Annotated in this window: 17 protein-coding genes; 2 read left to right on the top strand and 15 right to left on the bottom strand. The window is 33.2% G+C overall.

Annotated features, from left to right (window positions below; translation table 11 throughout):
- Nucleotides 1-16: 16 nt before the first annotated feature.
- The gene (locus tag IW20_RS16715; protein ID WP_035624830.1) at nt 17-2,740 is read left to right on the top strand and encodes a DNA gyrase/topoisomerase IV subunit A; all 2,724 of its coding nucleotides are present in this window, start codon (nt 17-19) and stop codon (nt 2,738-2,740) included.
- Nucleotides 2,741-2,832: 92 nt separating this feature from the next.
- Here IW20_RS16715 and IW20_RS16710 read toward each other — a convergent pair whose 3' ends face one another.
- On the bottom strand, nt 2,833-3,198 hold the full coding sequence (locus IW20_RS16710) for a hypothetical protein (protein ID WP_051885841.1): 366 nt from the start codon (nt 3,196-3,198) through the stop codon (nt 2,833-2,835).
- A gap of 161 nt (nt 3,199-3,359) precedes the next feature.
- Between IW20_RS16710 and IW20_RS16705 the strand changes: the two genes are divergently transcribed.
- Nucleotides 3,360-4,742 (top strand): PepSY-associated TM helix domain-containing protein, encoded by a 1,383-nt coding sequence (locus IW20_RS16705; protein WP_035625015.1) that lies wholly within the window; start codon nt 3,360-3,362, stop codon nt 4,740-4,742.
- Nucleotides 4,743-5,330: 588 nt separating this feature from the next.
- Here IW20_RS16705 and IW20_RS16700 read toward each other — a convergent pair.
- From IW20_RS16700 to IW20_RS16635, 14 genes are all read right to left on the bottom strand, one after another.
- Nucleotides 5,331-5,990 (bottom strand): outer membrane beta-barrel protein, encoded by a 660-nt coding sequence (locus IW20_RS16700; protein ID WP_081912500.1) that lies wholly within the window; start codon nt 5,988-5,990, stop codon nt 5,331-5,333.
- A gap of 16 nt (nt 5,991-6,006) precedes the next feature.
- Complete coding sequence (locus tag IW20_RS16695; protein ID WP_035624826.1) at nt 6,007-7,299, bottom strand: TolC family protein; 1,293 nt, start codon at nt 7,297-7,299, stop codon at nt 6,007-6,009.
- Nucleotides 7,300-7,310: 11 nt separating this feature from the next.
- Complete coding sequence (locus IW20_RS16690) at nt 7,311-10,424, bottom strand: efflux RND transporter permease subunit (RefSeq protein ID WP_035625014.1); 3,114 nt, start codon at nt 10,422-10,424, stop codon at nt 7,311-7,313.
- Between the two features lie 344 nt (nt 10,425-10,768).
- Nucleotides 10,769-11,866, bottom strand: coding sequence for an efflux RND transporter periplasmic adaptor subunit (locus IW20_RS16685; RefSeq protein ID WP_035624824.1), 1,098 nt, complete (start codon nt 11,864-11,866; stop codon nt 10,769-10,771).
- Between the two features lie 674 nt (nt 11,867-12,540).
- Nucleotides 12,541-13,926, bottom strand: coding sequence for a sensor histidine kinase (locus tag IW20_RS16680; protein WP_035624820.1), 1,386 nt, complete (start codon nt 13,924-13,926; stop codon nt 12,541-12,543).
- Nucleotides 13,923-14,603 carry a response regulator transcription factor gene (locus tag IW20_RS16675; protein WP_035624817.1) on the bottom strand — a complete coding sequence of 227 codons (681 nt, stop codon included), beginning with the start codon at nt 14,601-14,603 and terminating at the stop codon, nt 13,923-13,925. The genes IW20_RS16680 and IW20_RS16675 overlap by 4 nt, the downstream gene beginning before the upstream one ends.
- 320 nt (nt 14,604-14,923) lie before the next feature.
- Nucleotides 14,924-16,894 carry a protein-disulfide reductase DsbD family protein gene (locus IW20_RS16670; protein ID WP_035624814.1) on the bottom strand — a complete coding sequence of 657 codons (1,971 nt, stop codon included), beginning with the start codon at nt 16,892-16,894 and terminating at the stop codon, nt 14,924-14,926.
- A 306-nt stretch (nt 16,895-17,200) separates the two neighbouring features.
- A complete protein-coding gene (locus tag IW20_RS16665) occupies nt 17,201-17,683 on the bottom strand; it encodes a TlpA family protein disulfide reductase (RefSeq protein WP_035625013.1) in 483 nt (160 codons plus the stop codon).
- Between the two features lie 149 nt (nt 17,684-17,832).
- Entirely contained in the window at nt 17,833-18,192 is a 360-nt protein-coding gene (locus tag IW20_RS16660; RefSeq protein ID WP_089052172.1) for a hypothetical protein, read from the bottom strand.
- 310 nt (nt 18,193-18,502) lie between these two features.
- Nucleotides 18,503-19,309, bottom strand: coding sequence for a hypothetical protein (locus IW20_RS16655; protein WP_035624808.1), 807 nt, complete (start codon nt 19,307-19,309; stop codon nt 18,503-18,505).
- Between the two features lie 3 nt (nt 19,310-19,312).
- Nucleotides 19,313-19,840: a heavy-metal-associated domain-containing protein gene (locus tag IW20_RS16650; RefSeq protein WP_035624806.1), complete on the bottom strand. Its 528-nt coding sequence runs from the start codon at nt 19,838-19,840 to the stop codon at nt 19,313-19,315.
- A 1-nt stretch (nt 19,841) separates the two neighbouring features.
- Nucleotides 19,842-20,330, bottom strand: coding sequence for a TlpA family protein disulfide reductase (locus IW20_RS16645; RefSeq protein ID WP_035624804.1), 489 nt, complete (start codon nt 20,328-20,330; stop codon nt 19,842-19,844).
- A gap of 242 nt (nt 20,331-20,572) precedes the next feature.
- Nucleotides 20,573-20,935 (bottom strand): heavy-metal-associated domain-containing protein, encoded by a 363-nt coding sequence (locus IW20_RS16640; protein WP_035624802.1) that lies wholly within the window; start codon nt 20,933-20,935, stop codon nt 20,573-20,575.
- Nucleotides 20,936-21,096: 161 nt separating this feature from the next.
- A complete protein-coding gene (locus IW20_RS16635; protein WP_035624799.1) occupies nt 21,097-21,453 on the bottom strand; it encodes a hypothetical protein in 357 nt (118 codons plus the stop codon).
- Between the last annotated feature and the right edge of the window lie 120 nt (nt 21,454-21,573).

Genomic DNA, 21,573 nt, shown 5'->3' with positions numbered 1-21,573 from the left:
TAAATTCAGCATAAAAATGAAAGACGAAGAAGACGATAACATAATTCCAGATAACGAAGAAAATAATTCGGAGGATACGAACTCTTTTGATGACAATCAAGACGAGAATGAATCTGAGGAAATTATCGATGTAGATGCTAAATCTTTTGAAGGAGAACATTTTTACGATAATAACGAAGACAGCGGTGATACTATTACCAAAGTTACCGGAATGTACAAAGACTGGTTCTTGGATTATGCTTCATACGTAATTCTTGAACGTGCTGTTCCTGCTATCGAAGACGGATTTAAGCCTGTACAGCGTCGTATTATGCACTCACTTAAGGAGCTGGATGATGGTCGTTATAATAAAGTTGCCAATGTTGTAGGTCACACCATGCAGTATCACCCTCACGGAGATGCGAGTATTGGTGATGCGATGGTACAAATTGGTCAAAAAGATTTATTGATAGATTGTCAGGGAAACTGGGGTAACATCTTAACAGGAGATGGTGCTGCAGCTTCGCGTTATATCGAGGCACGTTTATCTAAATTTGCTTTGGAGGTTTTATACTCACCAAAAATTACCGATTGGGGCGTTTCATACGATGGTCGTCGTGCAGAACCGAATAACCTTCCGGTAAAATTCCCGTTGCTTTTGGCACAAGGAGCCGAAGGTATTGCGGTAGGACTTTCTACAAAAGTATTACCACATAACTTTAATGAATTAATCGATGCTTCGATAAAAATTCTTAAAGGAAAACCGTTTACATTATACCCTGATTTTATGACTCAGGGTATTGCAGATATTTCTAATTACAATGATGGAATGCGTGGCGGACGAGTTCGCGTACGTGCCAAAATTGCACAATTAGACAAGAATACACTTGTAATTACACAAATTCCGTTTTCGACCAATACAACTACTTTAATTGATAGTATTTTGAAAGCCAATGAGAAAGGCAAAATCAAAATCAAGAAAATTGAAGATAATACTGCGGCCGATGTTGAGATTTTGATTCACCTTTTTCCAGGAGTTTCACCAGATAAAACAATTGATGCATTGTTTGCATTTACAGCTTGCGAAACTTCTGTTGCGCCTTTAGGTTGCGTTATTGAGGATAACAAACCATTGTTTATTGGAGTTTCTGCGATGTTGAAAATTTCAACAAACAGAACGGTCGATTTGCTTCGACAAGAATTAGAAATTCAATTAGAGGAATTAAAAAACAAATGGCATTTTTCTACTTTAGAAAAAATCTTCATTCGTGAGGAAATGTACATTGATTTCAAATTGTATTCTGATAGAGAAACATTATATAAATATTTATATGACCGATTTGAGCCTTTCAAAAAATCATTTGTCAGAGACATCAATGATGATGATTTACAACGTTTGACTCAAATCCCGATGATTCGTATTACCCGTTTTGATTCTGATAAAGCCGATGATTTTATAGCTAAGTTAGAAGATGAAATGAAGGAAGTTGAATACAATCTGGAAAACTTAACAGATTTTGCGATTGCTTATTTTGCCAAATTAAAAGAGAAATATGGTAAAGGTCGCGAACGTCAGACAGAACTTCGTGTTTTTGATAATGTTGAGGCTACAAAAGTAGTTTTACGTAACACAAAACTATATGTAAACCGCGAAGAAGGTTTTGTAGGAACCAGCTTGAAAAAAGATGAGTATTTAACTGATTGTTCGGATATTGATGATGTAATTGTGTTTTTACGAGATGGTAAAATGATAATTACAAAAGTTGATGCTAAGACATTTGTAGGTAAAGATATTATACACGTTGCTATTTTTGATAAGAGCGATAAACGTACAATTTATAATATGATGTATCGTGACGGAAAATCAGGGCCTTCGTATATAAAACGTTTTAATGTTTCGGGTGTTACACGTGATAAAGCGTATGATTTAACCAATGAAACTGCAGGTTCGCAAGTAGTTTACTTTTCGCATAATCCAAACGGAGAAGCTGAGGTAATTACTATTTTATTGCGTCAGGTAGGAACGATTAAAAAATTGAAATTCGATATTGATTTTGCCAAATTAGCTATTAAAGGAAGAGGTTCAAAAGGGAATTTGGTTACCAAATATCCAATTAAGAAAATCGAACTTAAAGAGAAAGGAATTTCTACTTTATTACCAAGAAAAGTTTGGTTTGATGATACTGTAAAACGTCTGAATGTAGATGCACGAGGGGAATTGTTAGGAGAATTTAAACCAAGTGATAAGATATTAATCATCAGTCAGACAGGAAAACTGAAGGTTATTATTCCAGAATTATCTACTCATTTTGATGAAGATATGATTGTTTTGGAAAAATGGAATCCTAAAAAACCAATTTCGGCAATTTATTTTGATGGCGAAAAAGAACGTTATTATATTAAGCGTTTCTTGGTTGAGACAGAAAATAAAGAAGAAATTTTTATTACGGAGCACCCTAATTCTCAGTTAGAAATTGTTGCGACTGATTATCGCCCTGTAGCCGAATTAGTTTTCACGAAAGTAAAAGGAGTTCAAAAAGATAATTTGTATGTAGATATCGAAGATTTTATAGCTGTAAAAGGCTTTAAAGCTTTAGGTAACCAATTAACAAGTGATAAATTAAAGCAAGTTAACTTATTGGATCCGTTGCCTTATGATGAACCTGTAGAAGAAGTTCCTGAAAAACGAGAGATATCCGATGATGATTCAGTCGAAACAGAACTAGATGACGATGGACAAATTGGTTTAGTTTTAGAATAATATAAATACAAAAAACGCTAAGATATCTTAGCGTTTTTTTTTTTGGATAAATTTATTTGAAATTAACAACTCTAATTATGGAATTAAAAAAATTACAAAGAATTGATTTTTTTATAAATGGACTTTAATTCTTTATCATATTTTTTCGCTGCTGGAGTTCTAAGACTCAGTAAATAACTACATAATTCTTCTGGTTTATTTTTTAAATAATAATATTCTATAAAATATGGAATTAAAAAGTTTTTATAAAAGGGAAGTACCTTGATATTGTCATCAGCTTCATCAGGTTCATATCCTTTTGGGTATTCTTGTACCTCTTTTTTATTTAAATATTTTTCTAACTTAATGAGAATGAATGATATAATTTTTGCACTATCTGTAGCAATTAAATCAAACAAATCTTCAATTTTTATTTGAGATAAGTCTAGTCTTTTCAGATCAAGATTTATAACTTCCAAAGGCGGATTTGTTCTATCTATTTCAAGTGAAGCCTTTAATTGTACTTCGTCTAATATAAATTCATATTCTTTTAAACTTATAAAGTATATTATTTTTTGCTAACCTTTTGCTTTTAGAGCAAGTGGTTTTTAATTATTTAATTTTTATAGATTTCAAAAACATGTCTACCACTACCCAAAAAAAGAAAAAAAGTAAAAAGTCACTTTTCAAGCGCACTGCGGCATGGCTGCATTTGTGGCTAGGATTAGGCTCTGGAATTATTGTGGTAATTGTCAGTCTTACGGGCTGCATGTATGTTTTTGAGCACGAAATAAAAGATTTTATCGAGGATTGGCGTTTTGTTACTCCACAAGAAAAAGCTTATTTGTTACCATCGCAACTTATAAGTATTGCCGACAAGGAAATGAAAGGCAAAAAAGCCACTAGTGTTACTTTTGGAGATAAAGACGAAGCAGCAATTGTTGGATATTTTGTTGCTAAAAAAGAAAAGAAAGAAGATAATGAAGGAAAGGTAGAAGAAGCTCAAAAAGAGAAAAAACAAGCAAAAGCTGGTAATCTAGCTTCAAATGATAAGCCTAAAGATAAAGAACCAAAACGTAAAAAAAGACGAAGCGGTACTACTTTTAATGTGTATATGAATCCTTATACAGGACAAGTTCTTAATGTAAAAGCGATTTCTAGAGAAGACCCCGATTTTTTTAGATTCATGCTTAACGGACACCGTGCTTTATGGTTGCCTTATGATATTGGTCGTCCGATTGTAGGAGTTGCTATTTTAATATTCGTAGTAATATTAATTACCGGAATAGTTTTATGGTGGCCAACAAAATGGATTAAATCTATCCGTGATAAGAGTTTTAAAATAAAATGGTCGGCTAGTTTTAAACGTGTAAATTATGATATGCACAATGTATTAGGATTTTACAGCATGTTTTTTCTATTGATTATTTCGCTTACAGGATTAGTTTGGAGTTTTGGCTGGTTTAGTAAATCATTGTATTGGGTAACTTCTGGCGGGAAACCATTGGTAGAAAACAGAGATTCACCTAAATCAGATACTACAAACGTTAAGGTATTTCATGTTTCTACAGTTGATAAAGTAATGCTGAAATTAGTTAAAGAAAGCCCGCAGGCAGTCGGAATTTTAATATCAATGCCCGAAAAACCATCAGATCCTATTGGAGCTTTTGTTTATAAAAAAAGCCATACGTTTTATAATATGGATCGTTATAGTTTCGATCAGCAATCACTCAAAGACATTACAATCAAAACCCCTTTTTCTGGAAGGTATGAAGATGCCAGCGTTCCAGATAAAATACGCCGAATGAATTATGATATTCACGTAGGTGCAGTCTTGGGACTTACAGGAAAGTTTTTAGCTTTTTTCGCTAGTTTAATTTGCGCCAGTTTACCAATCACAGGATTTTTAATTTGGTGGGGAAAACAAAAATTCAGCAAAAAAGGAAAAGCAGCCCCAACGCCTAAAGTAGCTTCTAAAGCTGTTCCAGCACCAAAAGTACTAGAAGAAGAAATGTCATATTAGTCTTCGGTCTAAATAAAATTTTATCCATTAAGCCATTAAGAAAATTAGGAGTCGTAACTTAATTTTTTAGTGGCTTTCTTAATTATGGAAAAGGAACTTAACCGCAAGGTGCGCAAGGATTAACGCAAAGGACGCAAAGTTTTAAAATAAATTTTCACCATTAAGGTATTAAGATTCATTAAGAACAAGTCCCAGCGGGACGCCATGTTTATAGAAAATTTTAATTTTTTTAAAGAACCCCATCGGGGTGGCATATTATAATCAAAAGATAAATATAGATATCGCTCCGCTGGAGCTTTACCAAGGATAATGTATGTATTTGCTATAAATATTACGCTCCGCCGGAGCTCTTAATAATAAAATTAAGCTTCATTTTTCTTAATTTCTTAATGGTGAAAAAACTTTAATCTGTGGCAAAAAAAAAATTAACCGCAAAGTGCGCAAAGGTTTACGTAAAGGACGCAAAGATTTTAATCTTTAATATCTATTGAAGATGCACTGCGGTGCGCCTCTACAGAAAACCTATGATCCTTTTTTATTCGCAATACAAGAAACCTTTGTCCCTTTGCCTCTCAGAACCTTAGTACCTCAGAAAAAACTATATCCTATTGTAACAAAAAAGCTTTCATTGTAAATCTTCCATTGTTGTTTGGTATTGGCATTTTCTATTATTGGTACAAAGCCACGAATAAATCTTCCGCCAATATTAATTCCATTTGAGAGTTCGTAGTTTAAACCAGCAACAAATCCGGCATCCATTTTCTGACTATAATTACTTGGAGCTTCACCAGAACCATAAATTGATTTATCGGTATATAGATTTCCATCAGCATCTTTACGCTGAATCGATGCATTTAATAAAACGCCTAAATAAGGTCCTGCATAAACTTGTATTCCTTTGTAGTAAAAACTTGGACTCACAGGAAATATATCAATATACTGACGTTTAAATTTACTGGAGAATTCAGGGTTTATTCCGTCATCAATTTTGATAGACAATACTCTCTGGCTATAAAATAGTTCATGTTTTAGTCCGAAATATTTTGATGTTTTATTGTCGAGTGTAATTCCGATTGATTGTCCGATTAAACTTTTTTGAGAACTATCATTAGATAAACTGTCAATGTTTTTTCCCATTAATGATGTCCAGTTTATACCACCGCTTATCCCAAAAGTAAGACCATCTTGTTGTGCGCTAATTTTAAGTATAAAAAAAAGCATGATGCAAATTGTATATGTATTTCTCATTGTTATCTGTATTATTTTAAAAATTAATATCCCAAATTCCTGCTGCTTTCTCTAGTTCAACAAGTGATGCAGCATAATTATATAGGGTTTCATAATAATTAAGTTGAGTTTCATTATACGTTCGTTGTGCGTTTAATACCTCGAGTAAACTTGTTTCTCCACGTTTGTAGCTATAAACTTTTCCATCGAGTAAACGTTGCGCATCGGCTAATAAACCAGTATTAAATTGACGTACTTGTTTTTGTGTGGTGAGATAATTAAACCATGCTTTTCGTACTTCTATCTGGATTTGTAGCTCTGTTTGTTTGTACAATACATCGGCTTGTTGCACACTAAATTCAGCTGCTTTTAATTCGCCTTTATTTCGATTAGAAAATTTAAGAGGAATACTAATACCTCCCGAAATGCCTGCCGTAGATGGAGTAGGTGCAACACTATTGGTTACTACCGAGGCGCTTTCTACTCCCATATTTACTCCTAGGTCGAGAACTCTATTTGCTTTGGCTAATTTTAAAATATCCTGTGAAACATTTTTGTTTTTAAGCGCAGCCAACAAATCAGCTCGGTTATTTTCGGCAGAAATTATAAGTTCATTTAAATCAAATAAACGGTCAAACTTGGCTAAATCGCCGGAAGACGAATACAATGTATCTGCTTTTTGATTCCCAACCATTGTACCCAGTTCTAATAAAGCTGTTTTCCAATCAGCTTCACTTTGGTACACTTCATTTAGCATAGCGTTGGCTTCGAGTTTACTCTGGCGAGCATCAATTTCGGTTATGCTACCCAATTTAAACCGAATACTATCTGCAACAGCTATATTTTTAAGAATAGTATAAGAGTTTAATTGCACCTTAAAAATTTCCTTTTGCTTTAAGCTGGTTAAATAATTTAAAGTAGCATCGGCACGTAGATTCCGAAAATAATCTTCTAGTAAAGCTTTTGTGAGTTCGTTTGTACTTTTAGCTACATTTATGCGTGCATTACGTTTTCCGCCAAGTTCTAATGTCCAACTTAATTGAGACGAAAAACCATAACCCATTTGCATCCTGCGTTGCCCGTTATCACTTGCACCAATAGCGAGTTCAGGATCAGGAAAAACTTTAGATGCTTCTAGATTAGCTTCGGCTATATTTACATTAAACTTTTCGGCTGCATAGTCTAAATTGTTTTTATTAACTAATGACAGAAAATCAGAATAGCTTATTTTTATACTAGTAAATGTGGTATCGATCTGAGCATTTGTTACTACCGAAATATTCAGCAGTAACAAAAGAATTACCCATTTATGTTTTATATTTTTAATCATAATGTATCGTTTTATTTATTATCGATTTCATGTTGTATTACTTCATTTTCCTGATCAAATTTTTTCTCGATGAGATAATAAAGTGAGGGTAAAACAAATAATGTTAAGATTGTAGAGAACAGTAGTCCGTAAACAATTACAGTTGCCAGAGGTCGTTGTACATCGCTACCAATGCCTGTTGCTAATGATGCTGGCAATAATCCTAATACGGCAACAGTGGCAGTCATTAATACAGGACGAAAGCGTTGTTTTGCACCATTTGTTACTGCACTTAGTAAATCCATTCCGTTTTTACGAAGCTGATTAATGTGCGAAATCATTATGACTCCGTTTTGTATCGCAACTCCAAACAAGGCAATAAAACCTACTGCGGATGATACATTGAGTGTCATACCACGAACATTTAGCGCAAGCATTCCTCCAAATAATGCTAGCGGAACGATACTCATTAATAATCCTGCCTGACGGAATTTCCCAAAGGCACCATATAACAATACAAACATTAGTGCCAAGGCTAGAGGAACTATTATTGCCAAATGGCTATAGGCTCGTTCTTGATTCTCGAATTGTCCTCCCCATTTTATTTTAAATTGTTCGTGGTCATATTTTACTTTCTCTTCGATCTTAGATTGAGCTTCGGTTAGGAAAGAACCCAAATCGGTTCCTCTTAAATTTAACCGAACAGTAAGATGGCGTTTGTTCATTTCTCTGGCAATTGTACTTTCTCCCGTATTGAGTTTGATATCGCATACTTGAGATAATGGAATTTTAATACCTTCGGAATTAGTCAACATTAGATTACCTATTTTCTCAGGATTGTTACGACTTTCTTCATTGTACCTCGTTATGATATCATAGACTTTATTGCCTATAAAAATTTGCGAAACTGCTTTTCCACCCATTGCAACTTCTATTAATTCTGATACATCATCTACATTAAGTCCATACTGTGCAATTTTCTGGCGGTCGGCAATAACTTGTATTTGCGGTAATGGCGGTTCTTGATCTATAGCAAGATCTACAGCACCTTTTACACCTTGTAATGTTTTAATAATATCTTCGGCAATTCGGCGGGTTTCCTTATAATCCTCTCCATATATTTTTACAACTAATTCGCTGTGCGCTCCAGAGATTTTATCCATTACACCATCAATCATAGGTTGCGAAAAACCAACATTATATCCTGGCATTGTAGCATATTCAGCAGCAAGTTCTTTTATTAAATCGGCTTTGGTTTTACCCGATTTCCATTGACTATATGGTTTTAAACCAATGCTGCATTCGTAATGCGAAGGAGTCCAAGCATCTGTTCCATCATCATTGCGTCCTGCCTGAACCATCATATAGGTTACTTCATCATGTTTTAAAGTTCGATGTCGAAGCGTATCACTCATTTCTTTCGATTTCTCTAAAGTAATCCCCGGCGGTAATGAAACCTGCAACCAAATAGAACCTTCATCTAATGGAGGTAAAAAATCTTTTCCGACCATTACAGTAAGAATAAAAGCAAGAGATAACACACCAATTAAAGGAGCAAATACCTTTTTGGGAGTCTTCATTATTTTTAAAATCCGATTATGATAGGCATTCGTCAGTTTATCCAACCACTTATTATGATACATTTTTTGTGGTTTGCGATAGATAAAATATGCTAATCCCGGAATAAGCAACAACGCCACCAATAATGCTCCAAAAAGAGCATAACCAACTGTAAATGCCATTGGAGTGAATAGTTTTTTCTCTACACGTTCAAAAGCAAATAGGGGTAAGTAAGCAGTAATAATAATCAAGGTGGCAAAAAAGATAGGTCGAGCAACACTTTTTACCCTCTCTGCAACGCTTCTTTCAGTGAGTTCTTCCTCTTCATTATCCTCTCGTTTTTTCAGAATAGTTTCCATCATTACGATTGCTCCATCTACAATAATTCCAAAATCGATTGCTCCTAACGAAAGTAAATTGGCAGGAATATTGGTTAATTTCATTAAGATAAAAGCGATTAAAAGTGAAATCGGAATTGTAATAGCCACCAATAAAGCACCTCTCCAACTACCCAGAAAAACAATTAATACAATAATAACCAATGCCATTCCTTCGAGCAAAGTATGAGAAACGGTTGTAAGTGTTGTATCAACCAAATCGGTTCTGTCTAAAAAAGTATGAATCTGAACACCTTCGGGAAGGTAATTTTTGTTTAAATCATCAACAGCTTCGTTTACACCTTTTAATACAACAGATGGATTTTGGTTTTTTAGTAAAAGGATAATTCCTTCAATATTATCCGAATAATCAGCACCACGTTTGTCTGAATATCCTAGAGCACCTTTGCGCTCAAGATTTCCGTATTTTAATGTGCCAATATCATTGAGATAAATAGGAACACCATTTACCGATTTCACCACAATACGCCCAATATCCTTCAGATTTTTTACCAAACCTATTCCGCGTACAACATACGATTGATCTCCTCGATTAATAACACTTCCGCCCACATTGGCATTATTTTTTTCGATAGTTTCGGTTACTTCACTTAGTGATAAACCATATTGTTCTATTTTACGAGGATCAAGTTCCACTTGATATTGAGTAGTGATTCCACCAAAATTTGTCACATCGGCAACACCCGAAACCTGTTTTATTCTTGGGATAATCGTGTATTCTTGTAATTCGCTTAATTCTCGTAAATCATGACTTTTACTCTCAATAATGTAGCGATAAATTTCACCCGTAGGAGAGGTAAGCGGATCTAAACCAGGAGTTGCTCCATAAGGTAATTCGACATCGTTTAAGCGCTCCTGAATTCTTGTTCGAGCAAAGTAATCTTCGACACCATCATCAAAAACAATGGTTACCATAGATAAACCAAAAGTGCTTTTGCTTCGCATAACATGCATTCCGGGTAAACCATTTATAGCACGTTCTATCGGAATAGTAATTTGTTGTTCTACTTCTTCGGCTGCCAACCCCGGAACTTGTGTTACCACTTGCGAGGTTACATCGCCAATGTCAGGATAAGCTTCTACCGAGAGTTGTGTCCATGAATAATACCCAAATAAGGAGAGTAGTAAAAATAACGCTAGAATCAGCCAGCGTTTTACAATTGTTGTTTCAAATATATTTTGTTTCATTTTTTTCTTTTTAAGGTTCAAAGGTTCTTTTAAAGGCACAAAGGTTCAAAGGTGCTGAGGAACTAAGGTTCTAAGGCTGAGTGCTTTTTTATTATAGATATTTCGTCTCGGTTGTCATTTCGACGAAGGAGAAATCTTCGTGAGAAACTCCATAATCATTGTCGAGCCACTTATAGAGATTTCTCCTTCGTCGAAAAGACAATATTGGAGATAAACTTTGCGAGCTTTCCGTAAACCTTTGCGTCCTTTGCGGTTAATTTTTTCTTTAACTGATTAAAAGATTTATTGTAAAGTTTAAGGTTCTGAGACTGAATACTAGTACTGAATACTTATACTGAACACTTTTACTTCGCTTCAAGAAGATAAAAAGCCCCTTCACTTATAATTGTTTCATTTGGTTTTAATCCAGATAATACGGCTATTTTTCCTTTGTTAGAAATTCCAGTTTCTACGTAACGTCTAATGTATTTTCCTTTGGAAATCTGTACAAGCACAAAACTTTTGTCGTTAAATTGTAGTACAGATTTAGCGGGAACAAACAAAGTGTTTTCTGGGGTATCGATAAATTTTGCAGTTACATACATTCCAGGTTTCAAGGTATGGTTATCATTAAGGCATTCGATTAGAACCTGTACACTTCGGGTGGATTCATCGACCATTTCGTCGACATGGTAAATTCTCCCTACAATTATCTTGTCGGGATAGGAAGCAATCTGAATTTCGGCACCATCTAATTTTTGTATAAACCGAATGTCTTTTTCTTTGACTTGTCCTGCAACCCATACCTTTTTTAAATCGGCAACTTTTGCTTTAGGAGCATCATCTGCTTTAATGTATTGTCCCATTACAACTTCATTGGTTATAACTTCTCCTGCAATGGGAGAGGTGATTACGAGCGGTTGTCCAAAAACTAGTTTGTTTACATTTACGCCAAATATTTTTAGACTTGCAATTGCATTTTGATATTCTTTTTCGTTGACTTCAAAGTTGGTTTCAGCTTCTTCTAAATCTTTTTGTGAACCAACTCCATTACTTTTTAAATCTTGCTGACGTTTTAAGGAGAGTTTAGCAACTTGATAAGCTGATTTTGCTTGGAAGAAGTTCTTTTGCGCATCGATAAAATCAGGCGAAACCATTTCAAAAAGTGGTGTCCCAGCTTGAGTTTTCATTCCTAGTTTTAAATATACTTTGGTAACTCTGCCAGAAAAAGGAGGCGCAATTTCGGCATAAAAATTCGGAATTGCTTTTACAGTTCCAGCAGTGATTAATTCTAATTGGTAGGATACGTTTTTAATCGTTTCTAGTTTTAGTTTGGGCGCAATTGTAGATGTTGCAGGAACAATAATCGTATCGCCTTTTAGAGAATAATTTTCATTTTCAGTTGCAGTTTTTTTATCATTACAAGCGGTGAAAATTGTTATCATCATCAGAAAAAATAGCATATTCAGATATTGTAATTTTCTGTTTAAGCTTTTAAATATCTGGGTGTTGAGGTTGAGGTTTCTTTTAAGGATCATAGTAGTTTTTATTAATATATTTTACGAATTGTATTAACAAGCGATAACAGCGTTGTATCTCAAATAAAGGAGAGAAACAAGTGAAATTAAAGATTGGCGTTGGAGATTTTAATGCTAATTTTTAATCAGCATTTAATTTTTTTGGTGAAGTTTTAAAGAAGATTTTCGACATGATTTTTTGATTTTAATTCGCTGCTGCGAAAAAGTCAATGACATATCAGCAGAAGCGAAATTTATAATTTTTGTTTACAGAGAAGTGGAGGAATGTCCATTTTAGATTGTATTGAATAAATTATTTTCCGTTTATAATGCTGCAAAAATAAAACAACCCCTGAAGAGGGGCGGTTAGAGATGTTTTAGAAAAAAATTAGAATTTTATTAGAGACGGTATCTTATGAAGGGACGCGGATGACGCGGATTTACACATAGATTGCTAAAAGATTAACGTCAAATAAAGGAACGCGGATGCCGTGGATTTACAAAAGTAAAGACGCGGATAAAAACGGATTTAAAAGATAACAATAGAAAAAAATCCGTTTTTATCCGCGTTTTCGCGATAGCGAATCTGCGTCATCCGCGTTCCTTAATAGGCTCCTACTTTAATCTGTAGTATTTTTGATGTCATGGTAAAGCACAACGGTAAATATAGTACCTGATTTTTTATCAGATGTAACAGAGATAGTCCCTTTATGTAGTAAGATAATTTTTTCGGTTAAGGACAATCCAATACCATTTCCGTCGGCATAAATTTTATTTAGACCTCGGTAGAATGGTTTAAAGATATGTTTTAAATCTTCTTCTAAAATACCAATTCCATTATCGATAAATTGCAGAATAATTTTATCATTTTGGAGCAAAATATTTACTTTACTTTGGTGATTGTCTGAGAATTTACAGCCATTTTCGAATAAGTTTAGAAAGGCGACTTTTAATAGATATTCATTTCCATTAATCGAAATTTGATCGTCGTCTTCAAAATCACTTTCAAAATGAATGGAGATATTATAATCAAGATTTGCTTTTTGAACTTGCTGGCAGGCATCTAGTAAAATTTCATCAATGCGAACTTGTCTAAATGCTATTTTTGACGGATCATAACTTGCTTTGGCAAGATCAAGAATGCTATTAGATAGTTTGGCTAATTTGGTAGCATCTTGTAAGGTATTTAAAATAACAACTTTATATTCCTCGTTATTTCGTTCTTTATTAGTTGAGATTTCCAGTTCTGTAATAATAGCAGAAAGAGGTGTTCGTAGTTCATGAGAGATATTAGAAACAAACTGCTTTTGTGAATCAAAGGAGTTTTCTAAGCGGTTTAGCATCTTATTAAAAGTAGTTGCCAACTCAGAAATTTCATCTTTGCTTTCGTTTGTATCAATGCGTGATTTAAGATTTGTTGCAGAAATATTTTGCGCTTGATTTGTCATTCTAACAATAGGTTCGAATGCTTTTTTTGAAAAGAAACGACCAACCATATAAAGAAGCAAAATAGATATTATGAAAACAATAATGCAGGTTTTAAGCAAATTATGTAATTTGATATACCCAAATCCATCGTAAGCCGCAGCAGTAACAATATATTCCTTTTGCTGAAATTTATATTTAATTCCGATTATTTGCCAATCATTTTGATAAAATTGTATTTCGCTTTTTTTTGCGATTTCATCAATCATTGGTTTGGTTTCTTTTACAACATCAATGTCTACTGCATCATGATATAATAATTGAAATGAAGTTGTATAAATAGCAACTTCTACTTCGTTTAATGTTTCTCTATTATTTCTGTAAATGTTTTGTAGCGTCTTACTATTTACTTTGGCATTAAAGAACAAGTTAGCTTTTGTAATTGCTTCTTTTTTTAATAAAGCATAAAATTCTTTCTCTCTATTTTCTTTAGCAGAAATCAATATAATAGCAGCAAACACTAATAAGATAGTGGCTGTTATTAAAGTAAATAATATGGTTAATCGGGTTCGGATTTTCATTCTACTTTCAAAATAAATCCCATTCCTGATCGTGTATGAATGAGTTTTTTATCAAAATCTTTATCAATTTTTTTTCTCAGATAGTTTATGTACACATCAATAAAATTGGTGCCAGTATCAAAATGTGTATCCCATACTTTCTCTGCAATCTCTGTTCGTGATAAAACACGTTCAGAGTTTTGCAGCATATATTCTAAGAGTTTAAATTCCTTTGGAGTAAGGTTTATTTCGGTTTCATTTCGTTTTATGCTTTTGGTTTGCAGATTCATTTCAAGATCGGCATATTTCAGGATAAACCCAGTATTATTGATGTTGTTATTACTGCGTTTTAATAAAGCTCTTATACGTACCAAAAGTTCCCTCATTTCAAAGGGTTTTGTCAGATAATCGTCTGCTCCGGCATCAAAACCTTCTACTTTATCGTCGGTTGTACCCAATGCAGTTAGCATTATTATAGGTAAATCGGGTTTTACTAAACGTATTTCTTTGCATAAATCTAAGCCATCGAGTTTTGGCAAAATAATATCTGTTATAATCAAATCGTACTGATTATTAAGGGCTAACTTTTTTCCTGAGCGACCATCATAAGCGATTGTAGGTATAAAACCGTGTTCTTCAAGTCCTCTTAGGATTAGTTCGGCTACTCTTTGGTTGTCTTCTATTACTAAAATATTCATCGTTATAAAGTTACTATTTCCTTTTTTTAGTTTAGCCTTCAAATATAAAAAATAAGATACTTTTTGTGTATGACTATTTTGAAACTGATTTTATTGCAAAAAAGGCTTCCCAAAATATTTTGGGAAGCCTTTTTTTAAGGTACAAAGGTTCAAAGGTACAGAGGTACAAAGGTTCTGAGACTGTGTACTTGTACTAAATACTTTTTTAACCACTGATTTTAAAACTTAGCGTACTTTGCGTAACCCTTTGCGAACTTTGCGTTTAAATTTTAGCCACAGATTTTAAAACTTAAAAAACTTTGCGGTTAAATTCCCTAAAACTACTTTTTAAATCCCTCGATTCCAGATTTCAACCATTGCTCATATTCTGTAATATTTGGTGTATATCCAGTAGGTTTATTTAAGCTTTGCTCATTGGTATCTAGTATAATATAATACGGTTGCGCATTTGCTTTATAACGGGTAATCTGAAAATCACTCCATTTGTTCCCTATTGATTTTATCTTTTTACCAGTTTCTTTTGAGGTATATTGTTCCTCAATTGGCAATTCTCTTTTATCATCAACATATAGCGAAATCAAAACTACTTCATTATTTAGTATGGATAAAATACGTGGATCAGACCAAACGTAATCTTCCATTTTTCGACAATTTACACAAGCAAATCCTGTAAAATCTAAAAGGATAGGTTTGTTTACACTTTTGGCGTAAGCCAATCCTTTTTCATAATCGGTAAAAGCCATAATATCATGCGGACCTTTGTGCGCTCCGTCTGGTAATGCTATTGCCGATGCAGTTTGTTTGCTTGTGCCACCCACACCATAAGGAGATTCGCTATACGTCATAGGAGGAGGGAAGCCACTAATAAGTTTTAAAGGCGCACCCCATAATCCTGGAATAAGATATATTGTAAATACCAATACAACCAATCCCATAGACAATCTTCCTACCGAAATAGAAGTTATAGGAGAATCATGTGGCAAGGTTATTTTCCCGAATAAGTAGAATGCTAATGTACCGAATATCGCTATCCAAATGGCTAAGAAAATTTCTCTTTCAAACCAATGTAATTGCAATACCAAATCGGCATTTGATAAAAACTTAAATGCTAAAGCCAGTTCTAGGAATCCTAAAAATACTTTTACTGTATTTAACCATCCACCAGATTTTGGTAATGTATTTAGCCAACCTGGGAACATAGCAAATAACATAAATGGTAATGCTAATGCAGATGAGAAACCTAACATACCTACAATTGGAGCAATTCCACCTTTAGAAGCTGCTTCTACCAGTAAAGTTCCTATAATTGGTCCAGTACAAGAAAAAGAAACAATGGCAAGTGCTAATGCCATAAATACGATTCCTAATATTCCACCTTTATCCGCTTGACGGTCAACTTTATTTGCCCAAGAATTAGGCAACATAATTTCGAAAGCACCTAAAAAGGATAAAGCAAATACAACCAATAACACAAAGAAAATTATATTAAACCAAACATTGGTGGATAATGCATTTAGGGCATCGGCACCAAATATTAAGGTAATTACACTTCCTAGAAATACATAAATTAAGATGATAGAAACGCCATATATAATGGCATTTTTGATTCCTTTGGCTTTAGTTTTACTTTGTTTTGTAAAAAAACTTACCGTCATTGGGATCATCGGGAATACACAAGGTGTAAGCAATGCTGCAAATCCAGATAAGAAAGCAATAAAGAAAATCATGTACAAACTAGAATCTGATTCTTTAGGTTCTGCTTTTTTTTCTACCGTAACGGTTGCGTCTGTTTTGGTCGTTTTTTCGTTTACAATAGCTGCAGCTTGGATTTCTTTTGCTTCAAGCGTTTTAAGATTAAACTCAAAATATTTTGTTTCGCTAATGCAATTTTCTTTACAAACTTGGTAAGAAAGTTCTACTTGTATGGTTTCTTTTTCAGGATTAATTTGTTTGATTAATTGAGTAAAAATTACTTTATCTGAAAAGAAGATTTCATCTACACCAAAGATTTCATTAAAGGCTCGTTTCGTTTTGCTTTCAGTTGCTTTTCCAATAAGTTCATAATTGTTTTTGTTATCATGAAAAAGAAATTCGGCAGGTAGCGGACCATCTTCGGGAGTGAATTGAGAATACACATGCCAACCTGATTCGATAGCTCCTTTAAAAGAAAGTAAATATTCAGAGTCGGACTTTTTCTCAATTGAAGCTTCCCATTTCACAGGATTTATAATCTGTGCCTGGACTTTTGCAAAGGCAAAAATCAGTAATAATAAATATAAGATTTTCTTCATTTTATAAGTTTAATCAGAACGAATTGTTCTGGTGATAATTTGATTTTTATTTAGTGTTTTATACTGATATAATTAACCCATTGGTTGCAATTAATTTTAACACATAGAAACATAGGTTTTGTACATGCAAAAAAGACGTTTCACTTGTTTTAAATGCACATAGCTAGCCTAGCTATGTGAAAGAAATATATTTCTTTTGTTCTCTTTTTTTATACATAAAACCTATGTTTCTATGTGTTAAATAATTTTTTTAAGACCTGAACGAAGCGAATAGACGCAGTAATTGCATCCAACGGGTTGATATAATTATTTCTTTTTGATTTGAGCAATTATTTGTGCTTCCGTCGGATTGATGGCTATTAATTTTCCTGAAGTATTAAAAAGATACGTACTAGGTATTCCTTTTACTCCAAAGAGTGCTACCGATTTGGCATCAAATCCATTTGGATCAATTAATTGAGGATGTTTTAGATTATCAATCTTAATGGCTTTTAACCATTTTGCTTTATCAATATCTATGGATATCCCAACAATCTCAAAATTTTGACTTTTGTATTTATCATATAATTTCACCAAATCTTTATTGGCTATTCGACAATACGGACACCAAGATGCCCAAAAATCGACTAAAACTGTTTTTCCTGTATAAGAATTTAGTTTAACTGTTTTATTCTTATCATTCTGTAATTGGATATTTGGGAAAGAATTACCTTTTTTAATTTGTGCATTAACGGAAGTGATAGCTAATAATAAGGTTATTGCTATCAATGTATTTTTTATTGAATTCATTGTTTTTGTAATTTTGAAAGAGTTAATTCCAAGACATAACAGAAACATAACAAATACTGTTATATCCTGAATAGAATTGGTTTTTTTAATGATTTGCAGCTTTAAAATGGTTCTGAACAAAACGCATTTATGGCTGTCGCAAAAGGAATCTAGCTTATTTTTGGCGGAAGCCAAATAGAACGGAAATCTGAAGAAATAAAGATTTCTGAATAATAATAGTTTTGCTTTCTTTCAGAAAAATTAAAAAAAGAATGATTGTCTGTTTGAAAAGAAATTATTGGTGTATAATAACTACAGTAAACCACAGTGCAATCGTCAGAACTTTCTATACAACCATTAGCACATCTGTGTTCTTTTGTTTTAAAATCTGTCTCTTTACAAGAGGCTTTTAAGGATGTTTTGTTTTTAAAACATATCTTTTCTATTTTAATTCCACGTGCAAAATTAAGCGTTGGTCCCATAAATAAACCAAACGTTATAATTAATAGTATGTAGAATTTTTTAGTCATAAGAAACACGAAAATAAAATTTAATTATCAGATGGGTGTTAATTTTGATGTAAATGTTATACGTTTTAGACTTTTATAGAAATAAACCTAACAAGTTTTAGAAACCTGTTAGGCCTGGAATGAGACCTTATTTTTTTGAGTAAAACGACCTTTTACACTACTAAAAAGAGATCTCTATTTTATTTTTTCTAACTAAAGTTTTTTTGTTTCACGCAGATCTTACAGATTAAAGCAGATTAAATTTAGGTTATAAATAAATCTGCCTGTATCAGCTTAAATCTTTTTAAATCTGCGTGAAAGTCTCAAAATCTTATTTAGTCACGTTAAAAAATGTATATTCTAGTTTTAAGAAAACACCATCAGATGCTGCACGTTGCATCGAGCTATACAATTCTTTTTTGTAAGCAAGGTCTATTCTCGCCTGACTATTAATGATAAACTGAATAGATGGAACTACATCTAGATACGACTTTCCGTTTTCGGTAATTGTTTGTCCCGTAAACTCCAACATTGCATTAATATTGGTTTGTTTGTAACTCGTATACTTTTTAGGATACATTAATTTACCTACCGAAAAGGTATAGTTTACAGCATTTTTACCCAAAGCATCTGGAAAACTATAATCTGGATTATTAAGTGCACGCACATAACTTACAGATGAACTTAGCGCCACTTTATGAATTAACTGAGTTGCAACTAAACCAGCTTCGTAACCTGAATTTCCGTTGGCTAAGTCTATCGCTTCCTGATTAAAAAACGAGTTATTATAACTGTATCGTCCAAAGGCAGCCATTCTGAAATGACTCTGTAAATCATCTACAGAAAAAAATCTGTATTTGGCATAAAAACCACCACCTTTAAGACCCAATCCGTTTTCTTGGTTGCTTAAAAATGCCGAGGTACGAACCATCAGGTTTTTATTTATTCCCCAAGTAACTTCAGGTGTTAAATTGTACATAGAGCCACTTTCGTGTTTGTTATCCATGATTGATTGCCCAACACGAACCCCAATAGATCCCGCCGGAGCGTTACTAGCGGGTTCGGTTACTACAAATAATTCTTGGGCATCTATATTGTATGAAATAAAGAAGATGAAGATTAATGATAGATATTTCATTTTTTATAATGCTTTTAAGTAATAATCATCTTCATTTTCTGTAGCATAACCAGGATACTTAGAATATGATTTAACTAGTTTTTTGTACTCTTTTTGGGTTACAAAACCTTTGTCCAGCACTCTGTATTTTGCTTCAGCATGAGCTACAGGATTTTTAATATCGATAAAAGTATATGTAGCATCATCAACTTTTAGGGTTGTATTATCCTCAATTGTTGGTGTATGAAACTTGGCTGTTAAAACCAGTGAACCTACAAAGAAACCAGCTTTTTCAACTGCTTTTTTCAATACTTTAGGTTGTAATGAATTATCTTTTTTAAAGTAAACTGTAAACGTGTTTGTGTTTAAGTCTGTAGCAATGCTATCTACTTCTGTAAAAGATTTTAATTGCTTGTTTATGGCATTAGAGCACATAGAACAAGTTAATCCTGTAGCCATTATTTCGGCTTTAGAAATTTGAGAATATGATTTTACACCAGTTAATAATAGTACAAGTGTAACGGTTATGAATTTTATATTTATGGTTTTCATTTTATTTTTTGTTTTTTTTGATTTGTGTAATTATTTGCGCTTCAGTTGGGTTTATAGCAATCAGTTTTCCTGATGCATCAAAAAGATAAGCCGATGGCAAAGCATCTACTCCAAAAGTTACAGCCGTTTTAGCATCAAAACCTTTAGGGTCAATTAATTGCTGGTGCTTTAGTTTATCTTTTTCGATAGCTTTTAACCATTTAGTTTTGTCGATATCTATTGATATTCCAACGATTTCAAAGTTCTGACCCTTGTATTGGTCATATAGTTTTACCAGTTTTTTATTGGCCACTCTGCAAGGAGCGCACCATGAAGCCCAAAAGTCTACCAAAACTGTTTTTCCTTTAAAAGAATTTAGTTTAACGGTAGCATTCTTATTGTTTTGAAGCTGAGCATCTGGAAAAGAATCTCCTATTTTTATTTGAGCACTTGCTACAGAAACTGTTGCAACAAGAGTAATTAATGTGATTATGTTTTTTATTTTGAACATGATATTTTTTTTGATACTTGACTGTGTTGGGTTACATATTCTGTTTTAAGCCACAGAATATAAAGAGTAAAATGCAAACAAACTTTACAATTTGATTAACTTAATGTAGGACAAAAAGCTAACCATATAAGTAATACAAGTCCATTTAAGAGAAGTGTCTAAAACTTATATTTTCTTAAACGACTTATATGGTTTAATCTGCACCCCAATCAAACATGTTATTTAAATGATTTTGATTAAGATTATTGTGCTTTTTTAGGGCTTACTTCTCTATCATATTGGCAACATCCGTGTAGTTCATCATAAACTGTAGTTGGAGCTGTAAATTTTTCATTATCATATCCTGCATCAGCAACACGTTTTAGTATAGCATCAAGATTGGTTTTCTTGTTATCATAAGTAACAGTTGCCACTTTAGTATTTTCATTCCAGTTTACTTTAGCTTCCTTATTAACGTTTGCTGCAGTTTCGATAACTTTTTTACACATACTACAGTTTCCACTAATTTTTACAGATTCGGTAGTTTTATTTTTTATTTGTGCGCTGGCGTAAGTAACTGATAGTAATAGAGTCATTACCATCAATAATTTTTTTATTGAGTTCATTGTATGTAATTTTTTTTGGATGGATTAATCCTAAAATACAACAGAGACTATAGCAAATACAGCTATTTCTGTGAATAGAATCGGGATTAAAAAAAGTTTTTTGTTTTAAAGTCTTAAAATGACTTTGGATTAGACAGACTTATGGCTGTCAGGAAATAAATCTAGCTTATTTTAGGTGGAAGCCAGATAGAACGGAAATCTGAAGAAATAAAGATTTCAGAATAATAATAATTTTGTTTTCTTTCAGAAAAACTAAAAAGTGAATTGTTTTCTGTTTGAAAAAGTGCCATTGGCGAAAAACCACAGCCACCAGTTGCAGAACCACAAGAGTTTCCTAAACAACCTTTATCGCAATCGTGATCTTTCTTTTTAGAATCTTTTTTCTTGCAACAGTCTTTTTCTGTAGATTCTTTTTTACAACATGACATTTCTTTTTTTGTTCCATGCGCATAAGTAAGCGTTGGTCCCATTAGGAAACCAAGCGTAACAAGTAGCAATATGTAGAACTTTTTTGTCATAGTTAGGGGCAAAGATACTTTTTCTTGGCTGTCGTAGTTGTTAATTTTTTTATAAACCTTTTAGTTTGATTGATTTTTGGTACCGTTTAACGCTTGGGTTTAGGTATGTAATTGTTCGCA

Origin of the sequence: Flavobacterium hydatis (assembly GCF_000737695.1) — a bacterium.
GTDB classification, from domain to species: Bacteria; Bacteroidota; Bacteroidia; order Flavobacteriales; family Flavobacteriaceae; genus Flavobacterium; species Flavobacterium hydatis.
The sequence above is the reverse complement of the archived record's forward strand: the minus strand, read 5'-3'. Positions and strand labels throughout refer to the sequence as shown.